Raw genomic sequence first — 21,359 nt, 5'->3', positions numbered from 1 at the left:
AAAAGAATCTAATCACTAAGAATGAATAGTTTCAATAAAGTTAGGTTTGTATTCCTGGAAAAACTCTTCATAAGGTGGCGGTATTTTCCCTTCAACCACAGAACCGAGCCTTAAACGTATAATTCCTGGTAAATCAAGTCGATGTGAATATAAAGGACTTCCACATTCACCACAAAATACTCTTGCCTTTAACTCGGTATGAAAATAAGACTTAAGCACATCTTCACCAGAAATTAACTCGAAGTTTTCAAGCGGGATCGGGCTATTCCATGCAGCAAAACCGCCTTGAGCCAACTGACAGTGCTTGCAATAGCACAAAATACTTTTCTCAAGAACGCCATGATAAATATATTGTATCTTCCCACATAAGCATTGACCTTTTATCATTTAAACCTCTTATAATTTTTGTTGACGTTCATCCTGCATCATCCGCAGTCTTTGATTGATGATTGCACTCATAGAGTTATTTTCCTTAGCTAAACGCTGAGCATGAATGAGTGAGCGTATCGCATTCTCTTCCGCCCCCTTCCAATATTCAACTTCAGCCCGATATCGCAAAACATTTACAGTACGTAAAGGATTTTTAATATCTAAATTTGCCGCTTGTTGTCGGATGAACCATGCTTGCGCATCACGATTATTGATTTGGATAAATTTATTCGCCAACCTTTCAGCAGCAACAAAATTTCCCTGTCGAATATAAATTTCAGCTAATTTATAGCTTAGAGCGCGATTTTCAGGCGTTATTCGTTGACGCACCAATATCGTTTCCTGCGCAGAATCAAATTGATTGGTCGCCAAGTAGATATCTGCTTGAATAAGCGCGATAAGCTGATGATTTGGCTGGACTTTCTTAGCAAGCTCAATTTCTTTTTGTGCTAGATCAAAATCACCACGCTTTAAATAAAAAGCAGACAGTGCAATTCTTCCAGCCAATGCATTTGCTCTCACCACTCCCTTTAACTGTTCCTCGTTGGTTTGATTGGTCACAACTGCGGTATACCACTTGATCTGATCAAACTCAGAGAGTGTGTTGCTATATGGAACTTTAGGAAGTTGATCTGCACGTAATCGAGCCTCACTCATACGCTGAGTAGTCAAAGGATGTGTTAACCAAAAATCAGGAAGATAACTAATTTTTGGAGTCGCACGATTCATGGTTTCAAAAAACTCAGACATACTGTACGGGTTATATCCAGCACGATACATCAATTGCATTCCAATACGGTCTGCTTCACGCTCTTGATTACGACTATAACTTAACTGTCGATCCACCAATGCAGCTTGAGTTCCCATCATCAGGGCAGCACCTGCATTACCATCAGCTTGTGATGCAATTGCAGCACCTACAATGATACCAGCGAGTGCAAGCAATCCCTGCCCTTTAAAAGCCTCTTGAGAACGACTGTAGTGTCTTTGCGAGACGTGTGCCACCTCATGAGCAACCACACCCGCAACTTCATCCATGTTCTTTGCCGACGTAATTAATCCGCTATTCAATGCAAATAAACCGCCAGGTACAGCAAAGGCATTAATTTGCGGATCGTTTACAATCACCAAAGCAATTGGTTGACCCAACTGTGTTTGCGCAATAATTTTTCGGAATACAGCCATAAATTGATCTTCCAACCAAACATTGTTTAACACTGGAAGTTGTTGCTGTACTTGACGATAGACTTTTTCACCGATCATTTTTTCTTTTTGTTGATCGATAAATCCAACACCACTATTAATATCAGGCACTTCAAATTGAATTTTATTGGCATTGTAGAGTTCATCAGCCGCCGCTGAAAAACTCGAACTCGCTATCAATAAAGCCAAAATGATCTTCTTCAAACCTGTATTCCTAAACGTGTACTTCATCGACTATAACATTGAATAATGTGAAGATTAATGATGAACTGTTACGTTTATTATCATTCTCAAAAGACTTTACTTATTCACAATATATTGAGGCTCATCCCCATCTAAGGCTTTTACCAGATTATCATAAGCAAGATTTGCCATTTTCATTCTGGTTTCTGCTGTCGCCGAACCTACGTGCGGCAATGTCACTACATTTTCCAATTGAAACAATGGTGATTCTTGGAGCGGCTCTTTCTGATAAACATCTAAACCAGCAGCAAAAATTTTGTGATTTTCAAGCGCCTCAATCAAGGCCGACTCATCCACAACTGATCCTCTGGCAATATTCACAAACACAGCATGTTTTTGCATTTTCTCAAATTGAGCTTGACCGATTAGCGCTTTCGATTGCTCATTTAAATCGACTGCAATGACGATAAAATCAGACGTTGAAAGTAAAGTATCAAGATCACAATATTTCGCCTTTAAAGGCTCAGCTCGCTCTATACATGGTTTTCGATTATGGTATTGAATATTCATATTAAATCCATAAAAACCACGTCGAGCTATCGCAGCACCGATATGACCTAAGCCAATGATACCGAGCGTTTTCCCATAAAAATCTTGACCAAATTGTGCAACACCAGCGGTACGCGTCCAATGTCCTTGCTTTGTCCAAGAATCTAAATGTGTAACTTTACGAGCCGCACTCATCAATAATGTAAAAGCCAAATCAGCAGTCGTCTCTGTCAACACATGAGGCGTATTGGTCAACCAAATACCCTGTTGTTTTAAATATTCAACGTCGTAATTATCATAGCCCACACTGACCGAAGAAATAATTTTAAGTTTTTTTGCGGTCTGTAAGTTGTCTTGATTTAAACGACGCCCAGCGCCTATCATCCCATCTGCATCCGCAACTTCTCTTAAAAGTTGCTCATTAATGTCACCCTGTTTTGGATTAATTTGAACGACCTGATATTTCGATTCTAATTGATTTAATATTTTCGGATCTATCTGACTAAATACCACAACCTTTTTTTTCATAAAACTCCCCCTTTAGATCCAGTATCGATTTAATTTTTAATTAAGTTCCACAAGCGACGTTTTAACAATGGCTGCTCAATCATGTCTTGTAAACTTGCAATCTGCATATGCTGCGTCGTCGATATATGCGGCAAATACCCTAAGCTCAATATTTTTTTATCAACAGATAATGCATCGATAAAACCCTGTATAAATACTTCAGCACCTCTTCCATCTTGGAATTGTGCGAAATTAAATGGCCATTTTAAATCGTAAAACTGTGAACTCACACTACGCTGGATATTCACCCATAAGTTTTCTTGTTCTGTGGTGAGCGCTGTAGCATCTAGCAGAATAGTATGTGTTTTAGTGATCATCGCTTGAATTTCAAAAGCATCGATTACAAGCGGTTGACGCTCAACAACTTCATCTTGAGACTGTTTGTCATTTTCCACAAACTCTCGAGGAAGCTGCACACCGTCTGGATTACTTTTTAACTGAGGCGAAGAATCATGTTTATTTAGCTGTTCAGCTTGTGAAGCTGGTTTTGTGATGAACTGTTCTAATTGAGCTTGCGCAAATTCAGGAAAAGATACATCTGTTGGATGATTTTCTTCAACTTGATCGCGATATAAGGAAGGTTTGTAATGACGTGTTTGTGCCGTATTTTGTGGAATCCATATATCGATTCCCATCACAGCTAAGAGGCTTCTTTGATGCTCTAACATATTCACATTCATTACAGATGGACTGGCATGAGGGCTGGGTATTCTACCCACTTTTTTAATCTTTTACTGAACTTTTAATCCGCAAACAATCATAACTTAATTTCATTTCTGACGCATTAATATCCTTGCACCTTTTAAATTCAGAATGCATTGATAACTAAACAATAATGACGCTATTTTTCTTATGCATTTGATCCACAATTTCATCACTTTCAAATCCAAGTCGCCAATATAATAATTCAAGTACATCTAACTCATCTTGTGTAATGATTCGATCATTCCATAAGCATAATTCAGCAACACCCAAAATACTCAACCGATCTCTCAGCAACAATCCAGCAATATCATTAAGAATTTCACCTAAGTCGATAGGTTCATCTGAAATTTCTTCATAAAACTCAATTTCATCACGAGTTAAAATTCGTTCTAAGATTTGGGTTCTAACTTCAAGCTGATTAGCAGTATTTAACTGCTGAACATGTAATAACGCATCTATTAGCCTAACAATTTGCGGCTTAGCATCCTCGATTGATGTTGGACGATGTATTGGCAATAAATCCAGTTGAGACTTCACCTTTTCAATCAGCAAAGCATCCAAAAGTCCAATTTCACCATCTTCTTGAATAATTTTAGCCAATTTAGTAATAAACTGACGCGCACTTGTAGCAGGCATATTTCCCAACTGCTTACATGCCTCATGAAAAATTTGAATATGCACTCGACCATCTATATTTAACAGTGAGTCGACAATTGCACGACTCACAGGCGCATCAGAAGGAATAAATTCACGGTACTGCCGAATCATTAAAATCGCAACCATCACTTCACGCGCACCAGTCGAAGTTTGCAAAGCCCTTTGAATGAGTTCTGGACGTTTCATCTGCTGTCTAACTTCACTATTTAAGGGTTTGATGGCATCCTTAATTGCAAAGCTGATCGGTGATAATCTTAATAATGGAAGTGGCTGTGGTGACATCCATGGATTATATTCTTCAGCAATAGATTCCTCTAAAGAACGCATTAAACTAAATAGTGGTTGATTGCGTAATTTTTGTAAATTTTCTAATTGAATATCCTCAAGTAAATTCGGATTTAATTCATATATACGATCTTGAATACAAGGTTGGATATTCAACCAACTTTGAGGACTAAGTGAGTTAGCAAAGCACATATGAGAAATAGCTTCAGAATATTCACTATGAATCTGTGATCCTGCGTGATGAACATAGATTCTTAATAAGGTTTGAATATTTGCATTACTACTCAATAATTGTCTTGTCATTGCATCGTTATACAATGTTCGACTACCCAAAGTAATATATTTCATCAGACGCGTAATAAAGACGCCTAAACTACCAATTAACCATATGACTCCACCGATCGCCACAAAAGTTGTTTCCAAACTATCTCTCAATTGATCCCGATTACGTCGAAACCCCTGCTTCGCGATTTTACTGCCCCATTGGCTAAAGGTAATTAACCCACTGTATAAAATTTTAAGACGAGTATTTTCTCGAGTTTCACCCGATAAAATTTTATGGAATTCATGACCCAACAATCCATAAAGCTCTAACTCATCAAGATTTTGTAGCGCCCCCCAAGTCAGAATAATCACAGTATCTTTGGGATGAAAACCCGCAGTCAGTGCATTAACCCCTATTTCATCGGGTAAGACATAGAGTGTAGGTGTATCAATTGAGAAACGATGTGCTAATTTTTCAGCAAGTCTAAGCGCTGTACTTTCTTCTGGAGTACTTTCAATAAAAGTGAGTTGTCGTGCTTTCAATTGTTTTGCGAGCGTATGACCACCAGAGCGGAAGACATAAAACTCATAAACGACAGAACCACCAATAATGCTAATCAATAGCACCATCATATATGGACTGAGAAAATGCCACCAAATGGACTCAGAAGGATCAATATAGTGAACCAACAATCCGAGCGTCGTGTTTAAAATGATAATTGCGAGCACAATAACAATTAAACATACGCTTAATGACCACAGCATATTTTTGTTTTTAATTAAGTAACCACTCACATCTTTCAATGTAAAATTTCCTCATTACATTGTCTTGTGATCATAAATTAAAAAAGCGGGAAATACCCGCTTTTTCAAATAGAAAACTATAAATTAATTTTCTTTAATGCCACTCAGATCAACTGAGGCTGCATCAATATTTAGATCGATATAACCATCTTTGATTTTCTTGGCAGAGTCATTACGCTTGCGCTCTAAACCATCGAGATACGACTCATCAATGTTACCCGCAACGTAAATACCGTCAAATACTGAGCAGTCAAAGTCAGTTAACTCAGGTACTTTTTTCGTACGAACAGCTTGCTTTAAATCTTCCAAATCTTGGAAAATCAAACGATCAGCACCAATCATTTCACGAATTTCTTCAACATCACGATTTGAAGCAATTAATTCGTTTTTAACTGGCATATCAATACCGTAGACATTCGGGTATTTCACCATTGGTGCAGCAGATGCAAAGAAAACTTTTTTAGCACCGGCGTCACGCGCCATTTGAATAATCTCATTACACGTTGTGCCACGCACAATTGAGTCATCTACAAGCAATACGTTCTTATCTTTAAACTCTAATTCAACTGGATTGAGCTTTTGACGTACAGACTTTTTACGCAACTGCTGACCCGGCATAATGAAGGTACGACCGATATAACGGTTTTTCATGAAACCTTCACGGAATTTCACACCGAGTGTATTGGCAAGTTCTAAAGCGGATGTACGCGAAGTATCTGGAATAGGAATGACAACATCAATGTCATGGTCCTCACTCCATTCACGCAGGATTTTCTGCGCTAACTTCTCACCCATTTTCAAACGTGCTTTGTATACCGAAATTCCATCAATGATGGCATCTGGACGAGCAAAATAAACATACTCAAAAATACATGGGCTATGGTGTGGGTTAGCCGCACATTGCTTCGTGAATAGATTACCCGCATCATCAATAAAAATTGCTTCACCTGGCATCACATCACGTTCAACTTTAAAACCAAGCGCTGTTAAAGCAACTGATTCGGAAGCAAGAATATATTCAACACCATCATCGGTATCACGCGATCCCAAAATTAAAGGTCGAATACCATTTGGATCACGGAAGCCAACTAAACCATGACCTGTGATCATCGCAACAACAGCATAACCACCTTTACAACGCTCATGCACACGAGTGACTACATGGAAAATATCATCCGCAGTCGGTGTAAGTTTGCCGCGTTTTTGTAATTCATGTGCAAAAACGTTTAATAACACTTCTGAATCTGAATCAGTATTCATGTGACGTAAATCTGTTTTAAACAGATCATCATGAATCTCGTCAGCATTGGTTAAATTACCATTGTGCGCTAAAGTAATACCATAAGGAGAGTTTACGTAAAATGGTTGTGCTTCAGCGCTACTCGATGAGCCAGCTGTTGGATATCGGACATGACCAATTCCGTAATTACCTAACAATGCACGCATATGACGTGTATGAAATACATCACGCACCATGCCATTGTCTTTTCTCAAAAAGAGACGACCATTATGGCATGTCACAATCCCTGCAGCATCTTGTCCACGATGTTGTAACATCGTTAATGCATCAAACAACATTTGGTTAACAGGTGATTTACCAGCTATACCAACAACTCCACACATAGCAACCTCGCAGACAAGCTAGGATTAATAAAAAGGATTATTCGTTGAATGAGATGACGAATCATCTTGTTCAGAAGATGATTGACGAGAAGAATCTGATGATTGATTCAACTCTTCTGATTTCATATGACTTAAAGCTTTTGACGCTGTCTCTTTGGTGTACTCAGTCGCTAAAGGCGCGTAAGGCAATAAAGTTTGAATAAACTTAGATTGTTTCCAATGTGGAGAGCTCTCTACAAATGAACCAATCCCTTGCATAGTAATGAGGACGATTAAGAGACCTTTCAAGGTGCCAAATGCACCACCTGCCAATCGATTTAATGGACCAAGCTTTAAGCTTTTCAGCAACCGATTTAATATTGCAGTGACGATCCAAGTCAAAACAACAATAATCAGAACAATAAAAGCAAATGCCGCTATTTTTTGAACCACAGGATCTTGACTGAGTGCGGACATTGAAGGCGCAATTTTACCCGCAAATTTTGCACCCATAATGAGTGCAAAAATCCATCCTACCAAGTTCGCAAAGGCTTTAACGAATCCTTGACGCAAACCGTTAAGCCCTCCAATGAGCAGAATAATCAGTATAAAGATATCGATGGTATTCATAGATTAGGTCATAGCTTGTACGCAATCTTTAATCAGTTTTGGCCCTGTATAAATTAGACCACTGTAAATTTGAACCAATTGCGCACCCGTTTGCTGTTTAGTCGCGGCTTGATCACCACTAAGAATACCACCAACACCAATCAATGGGATTTGACCTTGAAGTAATTTTGAAAATGCAGATAGACATTGTGTACTTTTTTCAAATACAGGCGCACCAGATAAACCACCTGCTTCATCACCATGCGCTAAATTTTCTACACCCTGACGTGACAAAGTCGTATTGGTCACAATCAGTCCATCAATTTTAAATTGAATTAATTGAGATGCAATAAATTCAATATCTGACTCAGTTAAATCTGGGGCAACCTTTAATACCAGTGGAACATAGTGTTGATATTGTTCAGCAAGTTCAAGTTGACGATTTTTTAAAGTTTCAAGAAGTTCTGTTAATGCATGTCCACTTTGTAAACTACGTAAGTTCTTGGTATTCGGAGATGAAATATTAACAGTAATATAAGATGCATAATTATAAACTTTTTCTAAACAAATGAGATAATCAGTTACAGCATCTTCAACTGCTGTATCGGCGTTCTTGCCGATATTGATGCCTAATACACCTTTATAATTTGCTGCTTTAACATTCTCAATCAGCTGATCTACACCATCATTATTAAAACCCATACGATTAATAATCGCTTGAGCCTCTGGAAGGCGGAATAAACGCGGTTGAGGATTACCAGACTGAGGTCGAGGGGTAATGGTTCCAATTTCGATAAAACCGAAACCTAAACTCGCAAGTGCATCAATATATGCACCATTTTTATCTAAACCTGCAGCCAAACCAACTGGGTTTGGAAATTGAATACCCATACAAGTCACTGGCTTTGGGTCTATTTTTTGACGCATTATGCCAAACTTATATGTCGATTTAAGCATTGATAATGTCAAATCATGTGCACGCTCAGGCGCCAATGAAAATAGAAATGGACGAGCAAGCGAATATAACATATCTCAAAAACTGCGGTTTTTTAAGTTGCCACATTATAGGCTGAGTATGCCCAAAACGCTATGCCTGTCATAGGTTTATTTTCACCACTTACTGTACTGATGCTGTTAATTTAATCGCAGCTCCAGACTTAATAAGTTCCAATTTTTCAACACTTAAACCCATTTGAACCAATTGGGTAAGAAAATTTGCGAGGATCGCGTAGTTTTCATGCTCAGCACTGATCATTAATTTATTATCGCTTGGTTGTGTGACCACAGATAATCCTGCTTGTTGTGCCACACGCTGAATTTTATCCGAAGGTGTTAGGCTCAAATCTGTTGAAGATTTCATTGTCACCACATTGGATTGCATCCACACCAATGTGTCTTTCAGTTCATTCAATCTTTTTTGCTGATTATCTGCTGCTTCGTGCATTTTCCACAAAGCAGATCCAATTGATGCGACGACAACGATAATCGTTGCAGCGATGACAAGTACACGCTCACGCACACTCAATGACGATAAATAGTCATCAATCTTTTCAAATAATTGATCAAATTGATTTTGAAATTTTTCTAAAGTTTTCATTATTGTACTTTCACCAAACCAACGACCATTTTATCCTGAGTTTGCACATTCCCAAGTTCAGCTTTGAAGCCTTGCTGATTCATTTGCTGAATTAGATTTTGTAATTTTTCGGATGAGTCCGCCACCAAATCCATACTTAAACCAGATGCTTCATAAGAAACACGATTTGCGATAATTTGATGTTGCATTAAAATCGGACCTACACGGCTGATTAACTGTAAGACCTCAGTATTTGCAGGTTTACTCATCCGCAAATTACTTTCAAATTGGCTTCGCAAATTTTGCTCATTGAGACGACTGTTGGGTCCAAACCAAGATTGATATTGCTCTACCGCAACCAAAGCCGTTTGATCAGATACTTTTTTTAACTTTACCCAACGCACTAAATCATAACTGAATTGCACTACAAGCAGGCCCACAAGCAGTGCTGCACATGCTTTCCAATAGCCTGAGATTCCACCCTCTGTGTTTTTTGCTTTAGGCAAAACATTGAATGGATGATTCTTTAATTTTTTTTCAGCTTTAAATACATAATTAAAGCTTTCCCGCTCATTTTGTTCCGTTGCATGAATCAAACTCATCATCTGATCATCATTTAACCGATCATGCAAAATATGTATAGGCTTTGGCAATAGATCCAAAAACAATGGTAAATCATCAATCGCAAAACCTTGATTTGATCCTGTTCTCGCCAATAAATGCCCATGAATATTAGCTAAAATAGTTTCCCCCTGTTCTGGCACTGGTAAGACCAAAAAATCGGGTAATAGCGCAACCACTTTCACCGGAATCAAGTTCAGAGCATGTTGCATTGTTTGGACTTGGTATTGACTGATCCCCATTACTGACAATTGGTCTGGTGCCTCAAATTGAGTAAGCACTTTCATCTGATCAATGGAGTGAATGGTATATTCTTCAAGTAAATATTTAGCGCCTTCGCTTCCAATTTGCTTGAATTGAGCTTTGGGCATATTTTGTTGAATAATTTGTACATCATGGCTTGAAAAGAATACAACAGCTTCTTGTCCATGATACGGTTGAGTATCTTGAATCAACTCTTCTAGCGTTGTTGATGAATTCCAATTTTCACCATTTGACCAGAGCCAAACCCCATTCGACACTGGCATCCATAAATACAACATTAATTTTATTCTGCCGTTTTATTCATTAAACACTTATGGTTATTAAGCTGACGGTACAAAATGTTTTAATTTTGTGGAAAGTCCCGCAGCAATGACTGTCTGATCATAAATCCGCGCTTCAGCAAGCGAAAAAGGAGTAAAAAATTCAGACGTAATAATTTCTTCAATATATGCCACAACATTCATATGACATACAACCACAATATTCTCAAAAGGTAGTTGAGATAACCACTCAACTGCAACTTTAGCATCATCGTCAGGTTTAATTTTATCACATACTAAAACTTCAACATTTGGAAAGAATTGCTGTATATGTTTTAAAGTTTCCTGCGCCCTGAGCAAAGTACTCACTACAAATATATCAGGTGCAACCACGTCTTTTAAAAAGTGCGCAGTTTGTTCAGCTTGAATATGACCCCGCTCAGTCAGTGGTCGTTTCGAGTCATTACCATTAATTGGTGGAGCGGCTTCACCATGACGAACTAAAGTGAGTTGCATTTGTTTTCCCTAAACCATGTGTCATCCATCATATCTAAACATTATGACAATGATGATAAACCATTCATTAATCTTAAACTTTATGATGCGGCAATACGAATTCAACATCACTTCGATGACCATTCTTCATCAAAGATAATGCAATATGTAATGGTGGTGCACCTTCATAAATCACTTCGTAGAGTGCTGTGGTGATTGGCATATAGACATCAAGCTCTTTGGCTCTTGCATTCACTTGCACAATGGTATTAATCCCTTCAGCTGTTTGACCCAGTTCCGTCGTTGCCTGCTCTAAGGTTTTACCTGAACCTAAAGCAAATCCAACTTGATAATTTCGACTTAAGGGACTATTACACGTTGCGAATAAATCGCCAACACCAGACAAACCTAAGAATGTCAGTGGATTTGCACCTAGCTGTACAGCGAAGCGACTCATTTCCGCCAACGCACGTGTCAAAATCATGCTTTTGGTATTTTCGCCAACGTTGTAGGCTGCAGCCATCCCCATTGCGACAGCATAGATATTTTTAAGTGCACCTCCAAGCTCCACGCCATGTACATCATCGCTTCCAAATACACGAAATAGTGCACTGTGTAATGCTTGTTGCACTGCATATCTCACCAATTCAGAATGGCTGGCAATCACTGTTCCAGCAGGCATTCCTGACATAATTTCTTTCGCTAGATTTGGGCCCGAAAGGACGCCATAAGGCACTTCTGGAAGCTCTTCACGAATAATATCACTCATGAAACTAAAGGTTTTAGCTTCAATCCCTTTTGTGAGTGATACAACTGCCTGAGCGGTGATAAAGGGCTTAATCTGTTTGAGTACATCTCGGAATGAATGGCTCGGAATAGCAACCAAAATAATGTCTCGATCTCGAACAGCTTTTTCAAGATTGGATTCTGCTTTTAATGCTGGCTCAAGGTTATAATCTGGCAAATATCTTGAATTTACATGTGTTCGATTTATTTCTTTCGCAATTTCCTCATCACGGATCCAAATCATAGTATCACAACCATTTCGTACTGCCGTATTCGCCATGGCTGTACCAAAACTACCACCACCAAGAATCGTAACGCGCAATGCTGTTTTATGATCAATTGCAACTGGCTCGACCAAATCTGAAAACTTTAATTCCGACATTCTTTTAAATCCTAAACATTCTTTTTCTAATCGTTAAATTTGCAATGTTGCAATTACGGCTGCCAAAAACTGACGAATGCATCTGTTTCAATCTCAGCGCGTGGTGCAATCGCCTTAAAAGCAGTCCCTACATAAATGATACCTGAAATTAAATCATGCGTTTGTAGCCCTAACTTTCTTTTAAATAGATCCGACTCCACAACAGCACCACTGCGCCACATGGTATTGAAACCCTGAGCTTGTAAACTGAGCAAAAGATTTTGTATTGCAGCACCTGAACTTAAAGTTTGTTCAAAATATGGAACTTTCGCATGATCATGAAATCGTGTTACAGCGATAATCAGCATAGGTGCACGCATAGGATGCTGACGTGCGCGTTCAATTTGAATTGAATCAGTTTCACCAAGGTCTGCTACTGCTTCACTGAGTAAAACACCAAATGCTTCTCGTTGCTCTCCTTTCACAACAATAAATTGTGTCGGTTTCAGACGATGATGATCAGGCGCGGTTAAAGCGGCTTGAAAAGCTAATTCTAATTGTTCTGCGTTAGGATGAGGTTCTACCAAATGACCAACGGATTGACGCTGATGAATATTGTCATGCACTACTTGAGAAAATTGATCTGACATTTGAAGACTAATCTTTAAACTAACACTATGTACTTAAGCTTAGCATAAACATTGAAAACTACTCTACAGTTATACTTATACACAATGCATCCAGCATAATTACAATCAAACATAAATCAGGCATTTCACTTCAAAATCGATACAAAACATGCTTAATTCTTTGGAATTTAAGCCCTAGCATACATGACTGAGCTCCAAACTTAATATTGCAAATGCTAGAGGAAAAATAAAATGAAAAAATTAATGACATTGGCTTCTGTAGCTACTGCAACAATTCTCCTGAGTGCTTGTGCATCAACACCTACTCAAACACTTGCCATTCAAAAACCAAACAATCAATATGAGGTGTCAGGATTAGGCAAAACCCAAGTTCATGCAAAAAATAATGCAATTTCTGCCGCGAACAAAACTTGCGGTAAGAATTCTGCACCTGTCCTAATTGACGAAAAAACTGAATATAACGGCGCACTAAAAGGTGTTGTGGATGAACAGACTGGTAAACTCATTACTGCAGCTTCATCAGTTCTTGGCTCTGTGATCGGCACTAAAAATACAATCGAAAAAGACACTGACTACCAAACAACAATCACCTTCAGCTGTAATTCAACCCGCTAAAATTTCCTATAAAAAAAGTCCCTTTGATGGGACTTTTTTTATTGAGCAATTAGCAATAACCATCTAAACGTGTCAATGGAATCTTTTGACCAATCGCTTTTTCGATCTCAGGTAAATAAAAAGCATCATCTTCTGACAAGAAACTGATACTCACCCCTCTTGTTCCTGCTCGACCTGTACGACCTATACGGTGTACATAATCATCAGACTGCTCAGGCAGAGTAAAATTAATCACGTGTGACACACCATCCACATGAATACCTCGACCAGCCACATCTGTTGCGATCATAATGTTGTGTTTGCCATTTTTAAATTGATCCAACATCTTTAAACGTTTATCTTGCGCGATTTCACCAGATAACATCACTACCTTGTAACCATCATGCTTAAGATGATCATACAGCTTACGGACCTGATCACGGCGGTTTGCAAATATCATGACCTTTTCAATGGGCTCATCACGCAATATTTCTTGCAGCAATTTGTATTTATCTGATTTCCCAACCACATAAATACGTTGCTCTACGTCAGCATTGGTTTTTTTCTCAGGCTCAATTTCGACAGTAACAGGTTCAAATAACCATTGTTGAGCAAGATTGAGTACATCATAACTAAACGTAGCAGAGAACATTAACGTTTGACGTTGTTCTTTGCGTGGAGAGAATCGCACAATGCGTTTAACAGAAGGAATAAATCCCATATCTAGTAAACGATCTGCCTCATCAATGACTAAAAATTCAATTTGATCCAACCAAATTTCTTTTTGTTCAGTAAAATCAATCAAACGACCTGGTGTCGCGACAAGAATATCTACGAAATTTTCATCCAGTTGTTTTTTTTGCTTATCGAAGTCTACACCACCCACCAAAGTCACAACATTTAAGTCGGTAAACTTAGTCAGATCACGTGCATCGTTTTCAATTTGAATCGCAAGCTCACGCGTTGGTGCCATAATTAGAGCACGGGGTTCACCACGATAACGCTGTGTTTGTATCGGATTGTTCAATAAATCATTAATAACACTAATTAAGAATGCTGCGGTTTTTCCTGTGCCTGTTTGTGCACGTCCAATTGCATCATGCCCTGCCAACGTATATTTCAATACTTTCTGTTGAATGGGGGTCATTTCATTAAACCCTAAAGCATCAATCGCTTGCTTAAGTTGCGGATGTAAATTAAGGGTTTCGAAACCTGATGACATATAAGGGGCTCTACAATCAATATTTGATAATGGTCTATAGTATAAACAAAAAACGCCCCAATTTATCAAAATTGGAGCGCAACCTAATTTTCAGTGAAAAGCAGGATTAGTCTAAAGGCTGAACTTCTTCAGCTTGAAAACCTTTTTGACCTTGTACAACGCTGAATTCTACGCGTTGACCGTCACGAAGTGAACGGTGGCCTTCACCTTGAATAGCACGGAAATGAACGAATACGTCATCACCGCCTGCGCGTTGAATAAAGCCAAAACCTTTAGTATCGTTAAACCACTTAACAACGCCTTGTTCGCGAGCTGTCATAAGTTAATCCTCAGTTGGTAAGAAAAGGGACCACCCGGTGTTGCAAACAGCAGAGCAAACAAATTTTAAAACATTTTTTATTTCAAAGCTTGTAATCATTCTGTAAAACTATTAACAAAATCCCGGTTATATCCATTATAAATAAGGCTTAGAGAACAAATTTCTCTACGCAATCCTTAAGTACGCATTGAGCTTAACATGGGTACAACACAATTAATAGAAAAATTTTAGCTAATTATCTAACTAAAACTTGTATATTAATCACACAAATTTAGTGCAAAAATTGCACTTTATTTGAACAGTTCATCTAAATCATTTAATTTTATTCTTAAGTCACACTTTTGCTAGAATAATGACCAACTTTATTATTCAATCTCGTGTTTTACTATGTCTCAAGTGTTAATCGATGCGATGGGTAAACCTTGCCCTTTACCTTTACTGCTACTTAAGAAATCGATGAAACAAAATAGTGCACCTCAGCAATTTTTATTAAAAGCTTCAGATCCGAACAGTCAAATCGATATTCAACGTTATTGTCAGCTACATAAATTGACATGCGCATTTAAACAAGTTTCGGATTCTGAATTTCATTACGTGATTGAATCTTAGGTGTTTTCATCTAAATTAATCATGGATAAATATTGTATTTAAATTTACATTTCACTACCCAAATTCGCTTAATTCTGTATGCTATAAGGATTAAGATGAATGTAATTGGTTTTTTAAACTATTTTCCTATAAGGAGTACTCATGACTGACAGCAGCAATCAATTGATGCCCCTGTCATTGTCTGCGCCCGGGGTCAATTTAGGTGCTTACATTAGTACTGTAAACCAGATCCCTATTTTGACAGCTGAACAAGAAAAAGAGTTAGCTGAACGTTATTTTTATGACCAAGATCTAGACGCAGCTAAAATGCTGGTGATGTCCCACCTTCGTTTTGTTGTGCATATTGCCCGCAGTTACGCAGGTTACGGCTTACCTCAAGGCGATTTAATCCAAGAAGGTAATTTAGGCTTGATGAAAGCTGTAAAACGCTTCGATCCCAATATGGGAGTACGCTTAGTTTCTTTTGCAGTACATTGGATTAAAGCTGAAATCCACGAATATGTGATTCGTAACTGGCGTATTGTTAAAATTGCGACAACTAAAGCTCAACGTAAACTGTTCTTCAACTTAAGAAGCTTAAAAAAATCGAGCAAGAAATTAACGCTCGAGGAAGCGCAATCTATTGCGGCTGATTTAAATGTAACAGCTGAACAAGTTCTTGAAATGGAAGGTCGTTTAACAGCTTATGACGCAGCCTTCGAAGCTCAATCTGATGAAGATGATGAAAGCTCAGTTCATGTCGCTCCTGCGCTTTACTTAGAGGATAATCGTTATGACCCTGCTCGTTTAGCAGAGGAAGAAGATTATGAATCTCAGAGCACCTCTGCTTTACATGAAGCAATGGATCAGCTGGATGATCGTTCACGGAATATTTTACAGCGCCGCTGGTTAGATGATGATAAGTCTACCTTGCATGAACTAGCAGCCGAATATAATGTTTCCGCTGAACGTATTCGCCAGCTTGAAAAAAATGCCATGGACAAGATCAAGATCGCCATGTCATCAAATTAATACGATTACAAAAAAAGAGCTATAAGCTCTTTTTTTGTATTTACGCTATGCAAGTTTAAAAAAATCGTACGTCATGTATGCTATCGTATGACGCAATTTTCGATTGGGAATAACCTGATGTGGATCTCAATATCAGCCATTAATTTAGCGCTTGCCGTAATGCTAGGTGCTTTCGGCGCTCATGGCCTTAAAGCTCGTGCAACCGAAGCCCAACTGACATGGTGGCAGACTGCAACTGATTATTTCTTTTATCATGCAATTGGATTATTAATACTCGCACTCATACCAAAAATAATTCCAAACTTTTCAACTCAATTCAGCTTTATCTTCATCCAGTTCGGTATCATTTTATTTTGTGGATCTCTATATCTCATGGCTTTAGGGCTCCCGCGCGGGTTAGGGGCAATTACACCTCTTGGTGGAGCATTGATGATTATTGGCTGGCTACTTTTAGCATGGCAAGCATTCAAAATTCAACATTAATTTGAAGGTCATCTGATGAATATTTTTTTAAATGGCGAGTCGATTCAAACGCAATGCCAAAACTTATTAGAACTGGTTCAAGAATTATCGCTAGAAGGTAAACGATTTGCTGTTGAAAAAAATGAAATGATCATTTCAAAAAGTAAACTGGCAGATACCCCTATTTCAGATGCTGACCGTATAGAAATAATTCATGCTGTTGGCGGTGGTTAACTCGGAGTAAATATGGAAGATAGTCCGTTGATCATAGGATCACGTTCATTTAGTTCACGACTATTAGTGGGCACTGGAAAATATAAGGATATGCAGGAAACTGACTTAGCAATCCAAGCCAGTGGTGCTGAGATCGTTACTGTTGCAATCCGTCGCGTAAACATTGGTCAAAATCCAGATCAACCTAACCTACTCTCAGTGATTCCACCGGAAAAATACACCATTCTTCCCAATACAGCTGGTTGCTTTGATGCCAATAGTGCCATTCGCACTTGTATGCTCGCACGTGAACTTTTAGATGGTCACGATTTAGTCAAGCTTGAAGTATTAGGTGATGAAAAAACGCTTTATCCTAATATTACTGAAACCTTAAAAGCTGCAAGAACATTGATCGATGATGGTTTTGAAATCATGGTTTATACCTCTGATGATCCTATCGTCGCGCAAGAACTCGAGAGTATGGGCTGTGTCGCTATTATGCCTTTGGGGAGTTTAATTGGTTCTGGTTTAGGTATTCTTAATCCACATACCATTTCTATCATCAAAGAAAATGCCAAAGTCCCTGTATTGGTGGATGCTGGGGTTGGTACAGCTAGTGATGCTGCTATTGCGATGGAATTAGGTTGTGATGGCGTACTCATGAACACTGCAATTGCTGCTGCACAGAATCCGATTCTAATGGCTTCTGCTATGAAAAAAGCCGTTGAAGCTGGACGCGAGGCTTATCTTGCTGGTCGTATGCCACGCAAACGTATGGCAAATGCAAGCTCTCCAGAAACTGGATACTTTTTTAAATAAAAAAAACCCACTTTTTAAAGTGGGTTTTTTCTTAACTCACTCGACGATACAAAGGATCATCCAATCCATCAATTTTGATAAAGTTAGGTAAATTTTTTATTCTTTCAATCCAAGCGCGTACATTTGGATAAGGCTCTAGAGAAATATCACCCATAGGTGCTAACGCGACATAGACAAACACTGCGATATCCGCAATAGTTGGTCTATTATTCGCTAACCATTCACGGTCTTTGAGCACACCATCTAAAATAGCCAAAGATTTGTGACCACGTATTTTCGCCTCTTTAAGTGTTTGCTCAGTACTTTCTAATCCCAAACCATTGTATGGACCTTTGAAAGACAATATCGCGCGTGCCGTGAAAACCCCGTATTGAACCCAACTGGCAGCAAAAGCAAGCCAATCTACAATTTTAGCTTGTTCTACTAAATCCTCAGACCACCATGTGTTTTTATCTGAATATTTACCTGCTAAATACACCAAAATTGCGGCAGAATCAGTTAAAACAATATCGCCATCTACTAATGCTGGCACTTCGCCTTTTGGATTAATTTTTAAAAATTTCTCACTATGCTGTTCATCACTGAAATAATCTAGTTCTACAATTTCAAGATCCACTTTCAATAATGCTGCTAACAGACGTACTTTATAACTGTTACCTGATTCGTTGTAAGAATATAATTTCAAACTCATTTTTTAGTCCAACGATTTAAATACAAAATATAAATATCAGATTTAAATCAGCAACTTAAATAATGTTTAGTTCAAAAAATATCATGAATAACGATATCTTATTTAATGGATTACCACTGAATCTGAAACGAATTATGATGAAAAATTTGTCTTTTTAATGCTCTCTATTTCTAAATAATCTTTGTGAAATTACTCTGAAAATTTTAGAGTAAAAAAAGAGCCTTTCGGCTCTTTCTCGAAACAAACGGAACGAAACCTTACCTGTTAAGGAATCAATCCTTCATCTCGCATCGCAATCTGTACAGACTGACGCTCTGCAACTTTATTGCGTATATGAATAATATTTTTATAAGGACTCAAGTCATGTTCAATATGATTAGACCAATTGGTGAGTACAAATAAGTACGCATCTGCAGGTCCAAAATTATCATCTACCAAATAATCATTATTAGATTCACCAATTGTTTTATCAATGAATGTCAGTAAACGATCAACTTCGGCATACGCTTTTTGTTTAGCATCGTCCGTGAGCGGTGCACCGAAAAACACTGCATAAGCATCGTGTAATTCGGAATTTAGATAACCAAGCCACTCTAATACTTTTGCTCGACCTAATCCAGAAGGTGGGATTAAATCTTGAGCAGGATCATGCTGTGCCAAAAATGGTAAAATTGCGACATTTTCCGTTAAAATTAAGCCAGGATTAATTTCTAGCGCCGGCACATAGCCTTTAGGATTAATTGCGAAGTAATCTTCGCCTTTTTCAGTGGTATGAGTTTTAAGATCAACACGAACCAAATCAAAATCAACATTAATTTCATTTAAAATAATATGCGCTGCGAGTGAACATGCACCTGGCGAATAATACAACTTCATACTTTTTCCTTGTTATCTAACTACTATCATTTTTAAATTGCTTCACGCTTTTTTTCAATAAGAACTGTTTTTTAAATTGCAAGCAAGCGTAAACATCGATGATCTCTTTATGAATATTGTGCAGATTGAATTAATTTTCAAGCTTTTTTCAGCTTTTATTTGTGTGATGTTTTACCATAGCGCTGCTACATCTTTGTGAAAGGCAAATTGTGATTTATTTAAAGAAAGATCAGTGGTTTTCTAACATTCGAACTGACGTACTTGCAGGCTTAGTCGTAGGCTTAGCTTTGATTCCTGAGTCAATCGCATTTTCGGCGATAGCTGGCGTTGATCCTCAGGTAGGTCTGTATGCCTCATTCTGTATAGCTGTTACGATCGCCTTCTTTGGTGGTAGGACTGCTATGATTTCGGCTGCTACAGGTGCGATGGCGCTGCTGATGATCACTCTTGTTAAAGAACACGGATTACAATATTTATTGGCAGCTACGATTCTGACAGGTGTAATTCAAATTATCGCTGGATATCTCAAAGTCGCAAAACTCATGCGTTTTGTTTCCCAGTCAGTGGTCTATGGTTTCTTAAATGCTTTAGCGATTCTCATTTTTATCGCTCAATTTCCAGAAATTGCTCAAATGAAAAGCTTAGGCTATATATTTTTAGCGATTGGTTTATTGGTCATTTACGCATTTCCCTATTTACCCAAAATCGGAAAAATCATACCATCGCCATTAGTGTGTATTATTGTACTCAGTGTATTGGCACTTCTACTTGGCGCTGACATGAGAACAGTTAGTGATTTAGGTGCATTCCCAGATACCTTGCCTGTATTTTTAGTTCCTGAAATTCCATTCAATCTCGACACTTTACTTATTATTTTACCGTACTCTCTCACGCTCGCCACAGTTGGTTTGCTTGAGACCATGATGACTACGACTGTGATTGATGAAATGACTGAGTCTGAAGGAGATCGTCATCAAGAATGTCGCGGTCAAGGGATCGCGAACATGGTAAGTGGCTTTATGGGGGGTATGGCTGGATGTGCAATGATCGGTCAATCCATCATCAATGTCAGCTCAGGTGCAAGAACAAGATTATCGACATTAGTGGCTGGTGTTTTTTTGCTATGTCTCGTGGTCTTCTTTAAAGATTGGTTGGCTTATATTCCTATGGCTGCTTTAGTCGCCATTATGATCATGGTCGCGTTCACGACATTTAATTGGGATTCAGTAAAAAATTTCCGCAAACATCCCGTGCAAAGTAATGTTGTCATGCTTACTGTCGTGGTGATTGTTCTTGCAACACATAACCTTGCTCTAGGCGTATTGATTGGTGTAGTTCTGTCAGCCTTATTTCTCATTAATAAACTCGAGAGTGAAGTAAAAGTTCAATCTGAATTAGAAAATCACGTGCGCTACTATACGGTGAAAGGTCAAATATTTTTCAGTAGCGCAGAAATTTTTTATGCATTTTTTGATTTCAAAGAAGATATCAAGCAAGTAGAAATAGATCTCAGCTATGCTCATATTTGGGACATCACTTCTGTCAATATGTTAGCGAATGTCGTGGCTAAATTTGAAGCCCAAGGGACTCAGGTACGTGTGATTGGTCTAAACCAAGCGAGCGTAACATTGATAGAACGTATCTCAAATACTTAAAAAAAAGAGCCAAATGGC

Annotated in this window: 24 protein-coding genes; 7 read left to right on the top strand and 17 right to left on the bottom strand. The window is 38.3% G+C overall.

Annotation, left to right across the window (positions count from 1 at the left end; genetic code table 11):
• Nucleotides 1–15: 15 nt before the first annotated feature.
• From AC1M9E_RS05230 to AC1M9E_RS05170, 13 genes are all read right to left on the bottom strand, one after another.
• Entirely contained in the window at nt 16–387 is a 372-nt protein-coding gene (locus tag AC1M9E_RS05230) for a GFA family protein (RefSeq protein WP_488225108.1), read from the bottom strand.
• A 9-nt stretch (nt 388–396) separates the two neighbouring features.
• Nucleotides 397–1,836: a M48 family metalloprotease gene (locus tag AC1M9E_RS05225; RefSeq protein WP_481608367.1), complete on the bottom strand. Its 1,440-nt coding sequence runs from the start codon at nt 1,834–1,836 to the stop codon at nt 397–399.
• Between the two features lie 96 nt (nt 1,837–1,932).
• Nucleotides 1,933–2,892, bottom strand: a complete 960-nt coding sequence (locus tag AC1M9E_RS05220; RefSeq protein WP_481952996.1) for a 2-hydroxyacid dehydrogenase — start codon at nt 2,890–2,892, stop codon at nt 1,933–1,935.
• 29 nt (nt 2,893–2,921) lie between these two features.
• Nucleotides 2,922–3,599: a hypothetical protein gene (locus AC1M9E_RS05215; RefSeq protein ID WP_488225107.1), complete on the bottom strand. Its 678-nt coding sequence runs from the start codon at nt 3,597–3,599 to the stop codon at nt 2,922–2,924.
• 157 nt (nt 3,600–3,756) lie between these two features.
• Nucleotides 3,757–5,646, bottom strand: a complete 1,890-nt coding sequence (locus tag AC1M9E_RS05210; RefSeq protein ID WP_481607019.1) for a M48 family metalloprotease — start codon at nt 5,644–5,646, stop codon at nt 3,757–3,759.
• An 84-nt stretch (nt 5,647–5,730) separates the two neighbouring features.
• Nucleotides 5,731–7,269 carry an amidophosphoribosyltransferase gene (purF, locus tag AC1M9E_RS05205; protein WP_481591212.1) on the bottom strand — a complete coding sequence of 513 codons (1,539 nt, stop codon included), beginning with the start codon at nt 7,267–7,269 and terminating at the stop codon, nt 5,731–5,733.
• 24 nt (nt 7,270–7,293) lie between these two features.
• Nucleotides 7,294–7,878, bottom strand: coding sequence for a CvpA family protein (locus AC1M9E_RS05200; RefSeq protein ID WP_488225106.1), 585 nt, complete (start codon nt 7,876–7,878; stop codon nt 7,294–7,296).
• A 3-nt stretch (nt 7,879–7,881) separates the two neighbouring features.
• Complete coding sequence (locus tag AC1M9E_RS05195; protein WP_488225105.1) at nt 7,882–8,886, bottom strand: quinone-dependent dihydroorotate dehydrogenase; 1,005 nt, start codon at nt 8,884–8,886, stop codon at nt 7,882–7,884.
• Nucleotides 8,887–8,974: 88 nt separating this feature from the next.
• A complete protein-coding gene (locus tag AC1M9E_RS05190) occupies nt 8,975–9,454 on the bottom strand; it encodes a type II secretion system protein M (RefSeq protein ID WP_035268769.1) in 480 nt (159 codons plus the stop codon).
• The gene (gene gspL, locus AC1M9E_RS05185) at nt 9,454–10,596 is read right to left on the bottom strand and encodes a type II secretion system protein GspL (protein WP_488225104.1); all 1,143 of its coding nucleotides are present in this window, start codon (nt 10,594–10,596) and stop codon (nt 9,454–9,456) included. The genes AC1M9E_RS05190 and gspL overlap by 1 nt, the downstream gene beginning before the upstream one ends.
• Nucleotides 10,597–10,638: 42 nt before the next feature.
• Nucleotides 10,639–11,094 carry a phosphoglycerate mutase family protein gene (locus tag AC1M9E_RS05180; RefSeq protein ID WP_180027606.1) on the bottom strand — a complete coding sequence of 152 codons (456 nt, stop codon included), beginning with the start codon at nt 11,092–11,094 and terminating at the stop codon, nt 10,639–10,641.
• A gap of 73 nt (nt 11,095–11,167) precedes the next feature.
• Nucleotides 11,168–12,241 (bottom strand): NAD(P)H-dependent glycerol-3-phosphate dehydrogenase, encoded by a 1,074-nt coding sequence (locus AC1M9E_RS05175; RefSeq protein ID WP_481588416.1) that lies wholly within the window; start codon nt 12,239–12,241, stop codon nt 11,168–11,170.
• A 53-nt stretch (nt 12,242–12,294) separates the two neighbouring features.
• A complete protein-coding gene (locus AC1M9E_RS05170; protein WP_481586680.1) occupies nt 12,295–12,870 on the bottom strand; it encodes a nitroreductase family protein in 576 nt (191 codons plus the stop codon).
• A gap of 231 nt (nt 12,871–13,101) precedes the next feature.
• Here AC1M9E_RS05170 and AC1M9E_RS05165 point away from each other — a divergent pair, with 231 nt between their 5' ends.
• Nucleotides 13,102–13,485 carry a hypothetical protein gene (locus tag AC1M9E_RS05165; RefSeq protein WP_488225103.1) on the top strand — a complete coding sequence of 128 codons (384 nt, stop codon included), beginning with the start codon at nt 13,102–13,104 and terminating at the stop codon, nt 13,483–13,485.
• 49 nt (nt 13,486–13,534) lie between these two features.
• Here AC1M9E_RS05165 and rhlB read toward each other — a convergent pair whose 3' ends face one another.
• Together rhlB and AC1M9E_RS05155 are read right to left on the bottom strand one after the other, a co-directional pair.
• On the bottom strand, nt 13,535–14,686 hold the full coding sequence (rhlB, locus tag AC1M9E_RS05160) for an ATP-dependent RNA helicase RhlB (protein ID WP_481589795.1): 1,152 nt from the start codon (nt 14,684–14,686) through the stop codon (nt 13,535–13,537).
• Nucleotides 14,687–14,792: 106 nt separating this feature from the next.
• Nucleotides 14,793–15,005 carry a cold-shock protein gene (locus AC1M9E_RS05155; protein ID WP_004824348.1) on the bottom strand — a complete coding sequence of 71 codons (213 nt, stop codon included), beginning with the start codon at nt 15,003–15,005 and terminating at the stop codon, nt 14,793–14,795.
• Nucleotides 15,006–15,392: 387 nt separating this feature from the next.
• Between AC1M9E_RS05155 and AC1M9E_RS05150 the strand changes: the two genes are divergently transcribed.
• The 5 genes from AC1M9E_RS05150 to AC1M9E_RS05130 all read left to right on the top strand — a co-directional run bounded on the left by AC1M9E_RS05150 (nt 15,393) and on the right by AC1M9E_RS05130 (nt 18,119).
• Entirely contained in the window at nt 15,393–15,614 is a 222-nt protein-coding gene (locus AC1M9E_RS05150; RefSeq protein WP_035265917.1) for a sulfurtransferase TusA family protein, read from the top strand.
• Between the two features lie 141 nt (nt 15,615–15,755).
• The gene (gene rpoH, locus AC1M9E_RS05145; protein WP_035265916.1) at nt 15,756–16,625 is read left to right on the top strand and encodes an RNA polymerase sigma factor RpoH; all 870 of its coding nucleotides are present in this window, start codon (nt 15,756–15,758) and stop codon (nt 16,623–16,625) included.
• A 117-nt stretch (nt 16,626–16,742) separates the two neighbouring features.
• Nucleotides 16,743–17,108 carry a DUF423 domain-containing protein gene (locus tag AC1M9E_RS05140; RefSeq protein ID WP_035265913.1) on the top strand — a complete coding sequence of 122 codons (366 nt, stop codon included), beginning with the start codon at nt 16,743–16,745 and terminating at the stop codon, nt 17,106–17,108.
• 15 nt (nt 17,109–17,123) lie between these two features.
• Complete coding sequence (gene thiS, locus AC1M9E_RS05135) at nt 17,124–17,321, top strand: sulfur carrier protein ThiS (protein WP_035265912.1); 198 nt, start codon at nt 17,124–17,126, stop codon at nt 17,319–17,321.
• Nucleotides 17,322–17,333: 12 nt separating this feature from the next.
• Nucleotides 17,334–18,119, top strand: coding sequence for a thiazole synthase (locus tag AC1M9E_RS05130; RefSeq protein ID WP_488225102.1), 786 nt, complete (start codon nt 17,334–17,336; stop codon nt 18,117–18,119).
• 31 nt (nt 18,120–18,150) lie between these two features.
• Here AC1M9E_RS05130 and AC1M9E_RS05125 read toward each other — a convergent pair whose 3' ends face one another.
• A complete protein-coding gene (locus AC1M9E_RS05125) occupies nt 18,151–18,810 on the bottom strand; it encodes a glutathione S-transferase family protein (protein ID WP_481591219.1) in 660 nt (219 codons plus the stop codon).
• A 264-nt stretch (nt 18,811–19,074) separates the two neighbouring features.
• Entirely contained in the window at nt 19,075–19,686 is a 612-nt protein-coding gene (locus tag AC1M9E_RS05120) for a glutathione binding-like protein (RefSeq protein ID WP_092766135.1), read from the bottom strand.
• A 209-nt stretch (nt 19,687–19,895) separates the two neighbouring features.
• Between AC1M9E_RS05120 and AC1M9E_RS05115 the strand changes: the two genes are divergently transcribed.
• Entirely contained in the window at nt 19,896–21,341 is a 1,446-nt protein-coding gene (locus AC1M9E_RS05115) for a SulP family inorganic anion transporter (protein WP_481591220.1), read from the top strand.
• The last annotated feature ends 18 nt before the right edge of the window (nt 21,342–21,359 follow it).

It is taken from the genome of Acinetobacter sp. 24-47-47, assembly GCF_057737035.1.
This window is presented reverse-complemented; position numbering and strand designations above follow the sequence as displayed.

What these genes read in the sequence shown, in the direction of transcription:
- purF (WP_481591212.1), bottom strand. Translation starts at nt 7,269, where the DNA reads ATGTGTGGAGTTGTTGGTATAGCTGGTAAATCACCTGTTAACCAAATG.
- AC1M9E_RS05120 (WP_092766135.1), bottom strand. Translation starts at nt 19,686, where the DNA reads ATGAAGTTGTATTATTCGCCAGGTGCATGTTCACTCGCAGCGCATATT.
- AC1M9E_RS05195 (WP_488225105.1), bottom strand. Translation starts at nt 8,886, where the DNA reads ATGTTATATTCGCTTGCTCGTCCATTTCTATTTTCATTGGCGCCTGAG.
- rpoH (WP_035265916.1), top strand. Translation starts at nt 15,756, where the DNA reads ATGACTGACAGCAGCAATCAATTGATGCCCCTGTCATTGTCTGCGCCC.
- AC1M9E_RS05175 (WP_481588416.1), bottom strand. Translation starts at nt 12,241, where the DNA reads ATGTCGGAATTAAAGTTTTCAGATTTGGTCGAGCCAGTTGCAATTGAT.
- AC1M9E_RS05215 (WP_488225107.1), bottom strand. Translation starts at nt 3,599, where the DNA reads ATGTTAGAGCATCAAAGAAGCCTCTTAGCTGTGATGGGAATCGATATA.
- AC1M9E_RS05125 (WP_481591219.1), bottom strand. Translation starts at nt 18,810, where the DNA reads ATGAGTTTGAAATTATATTCTTACAACGAATCAGGTAACAGTTATAAA.
- AC1M9E_RS05165 (WP_488225103.1), top strand. Translation starts at nt 13,102, where the DNA reads ATGAAAAAATTAATGACATTGGCTTCTGTAGCTACTGCAACAATTCTC.
- thiS (WP_035265912.1), top strand. Translation starts at nt 17,124, where the DNA reads ATGAATATTTTTTTAAATGGCGAGTCGATTCAAACGCAATGCCAAAAC.
- AC1M9E_RS05180 (WP_180027606.1), bottom strand. Translation starts at nt 11,094, where the DNA reads ATGCAACTCACTTTAGTTCGTCATGGTGAAGCCGCTCCACCAATTAAT.
- AC1M9E_RS05155 (WP_004824348.1), bottom strand. Translation starts at nt 15,005, where the DNA reads ATGACAGCTCGCGAACAAGGCGTTGTTAAGTGGTTTAACGATACTAAA.
- AC1M9E_RS05170 (WP_481586680.1), bottom strand. Translation starts at nt 12,870, where the DNA reads ATGTCAGATCAATTTTCTCAAGTAGTGCATGACAATATTCATCAGCGT.
- AC1M9E_RS05140 (WP_035265913.1), top strand. Translation starts at nt 16,743, where the DNA reads ATGTGGATCTCAATATCAGCCATTAATTTAGCGCTTGCCGTAATGCTA.
- AC1M9E_RS05220 (WP_481952996.1), bottom strand. Translation starts at nt 2,892, where the DNA reads ATGAAAAAAAAGGTTGTGGTATTTAGTCAGATAGATCCGAAAATATTA.
- AC1M9E_RS05200 (WP_488225106.1), bottom strand. Translation starts at nt 7,878, where the DNA reads ATGAATACCATCGATATCTTTATACTGATTATTCTGCTCATTGGAGGG.
- rhlB (WP_481589795.1), bottom strand. Translation starts at nt 14,686, where the DNA reads ATGTCATCAGGTTTCGAAACCCTTAATTTACATCCGCAACTTAAGCAA.
- gspL (WP_488225104.1), bottom strand. Translation starts at nt 10,596, where the DNA reads ATGTTGTATTTATGGATGCCAGTGTCGAATGGGGTTTGGCTCTGGTCA.
- AC1M9E_RS05150 (WP_035265917.1), top strand. Translation starts at nt 15,393, where the DNA reads ATGTCTCAAGTGTTAATCGATGCGATGGGTAAACCTTGCCCTTTACCT.
- AC1M9E_RS05130 (WP_488225102.1), top strand. Translation starts at nt 17,334, where the DNA reads ATGGAAGATAGTCCGTTGATCATAGGATCACGTTCATTTAGTTCACGA.
- AC1M9E_RS05230 (WP_488225108.1), bottom strand. Translation starts at nt 387, where the DNA reads ATGATAAAAGGTCAATGCTTATGTGGGAAGATACAATATATTTATCAT.
- AC1M9E_RS05190 (WP_035268769.1), bottom strand. Translation starts at nt 9,454, where the DNA reads ATGAAAACTTTAGAAAAATTTCAAAATCAATTTGATCAATTATTTGAA.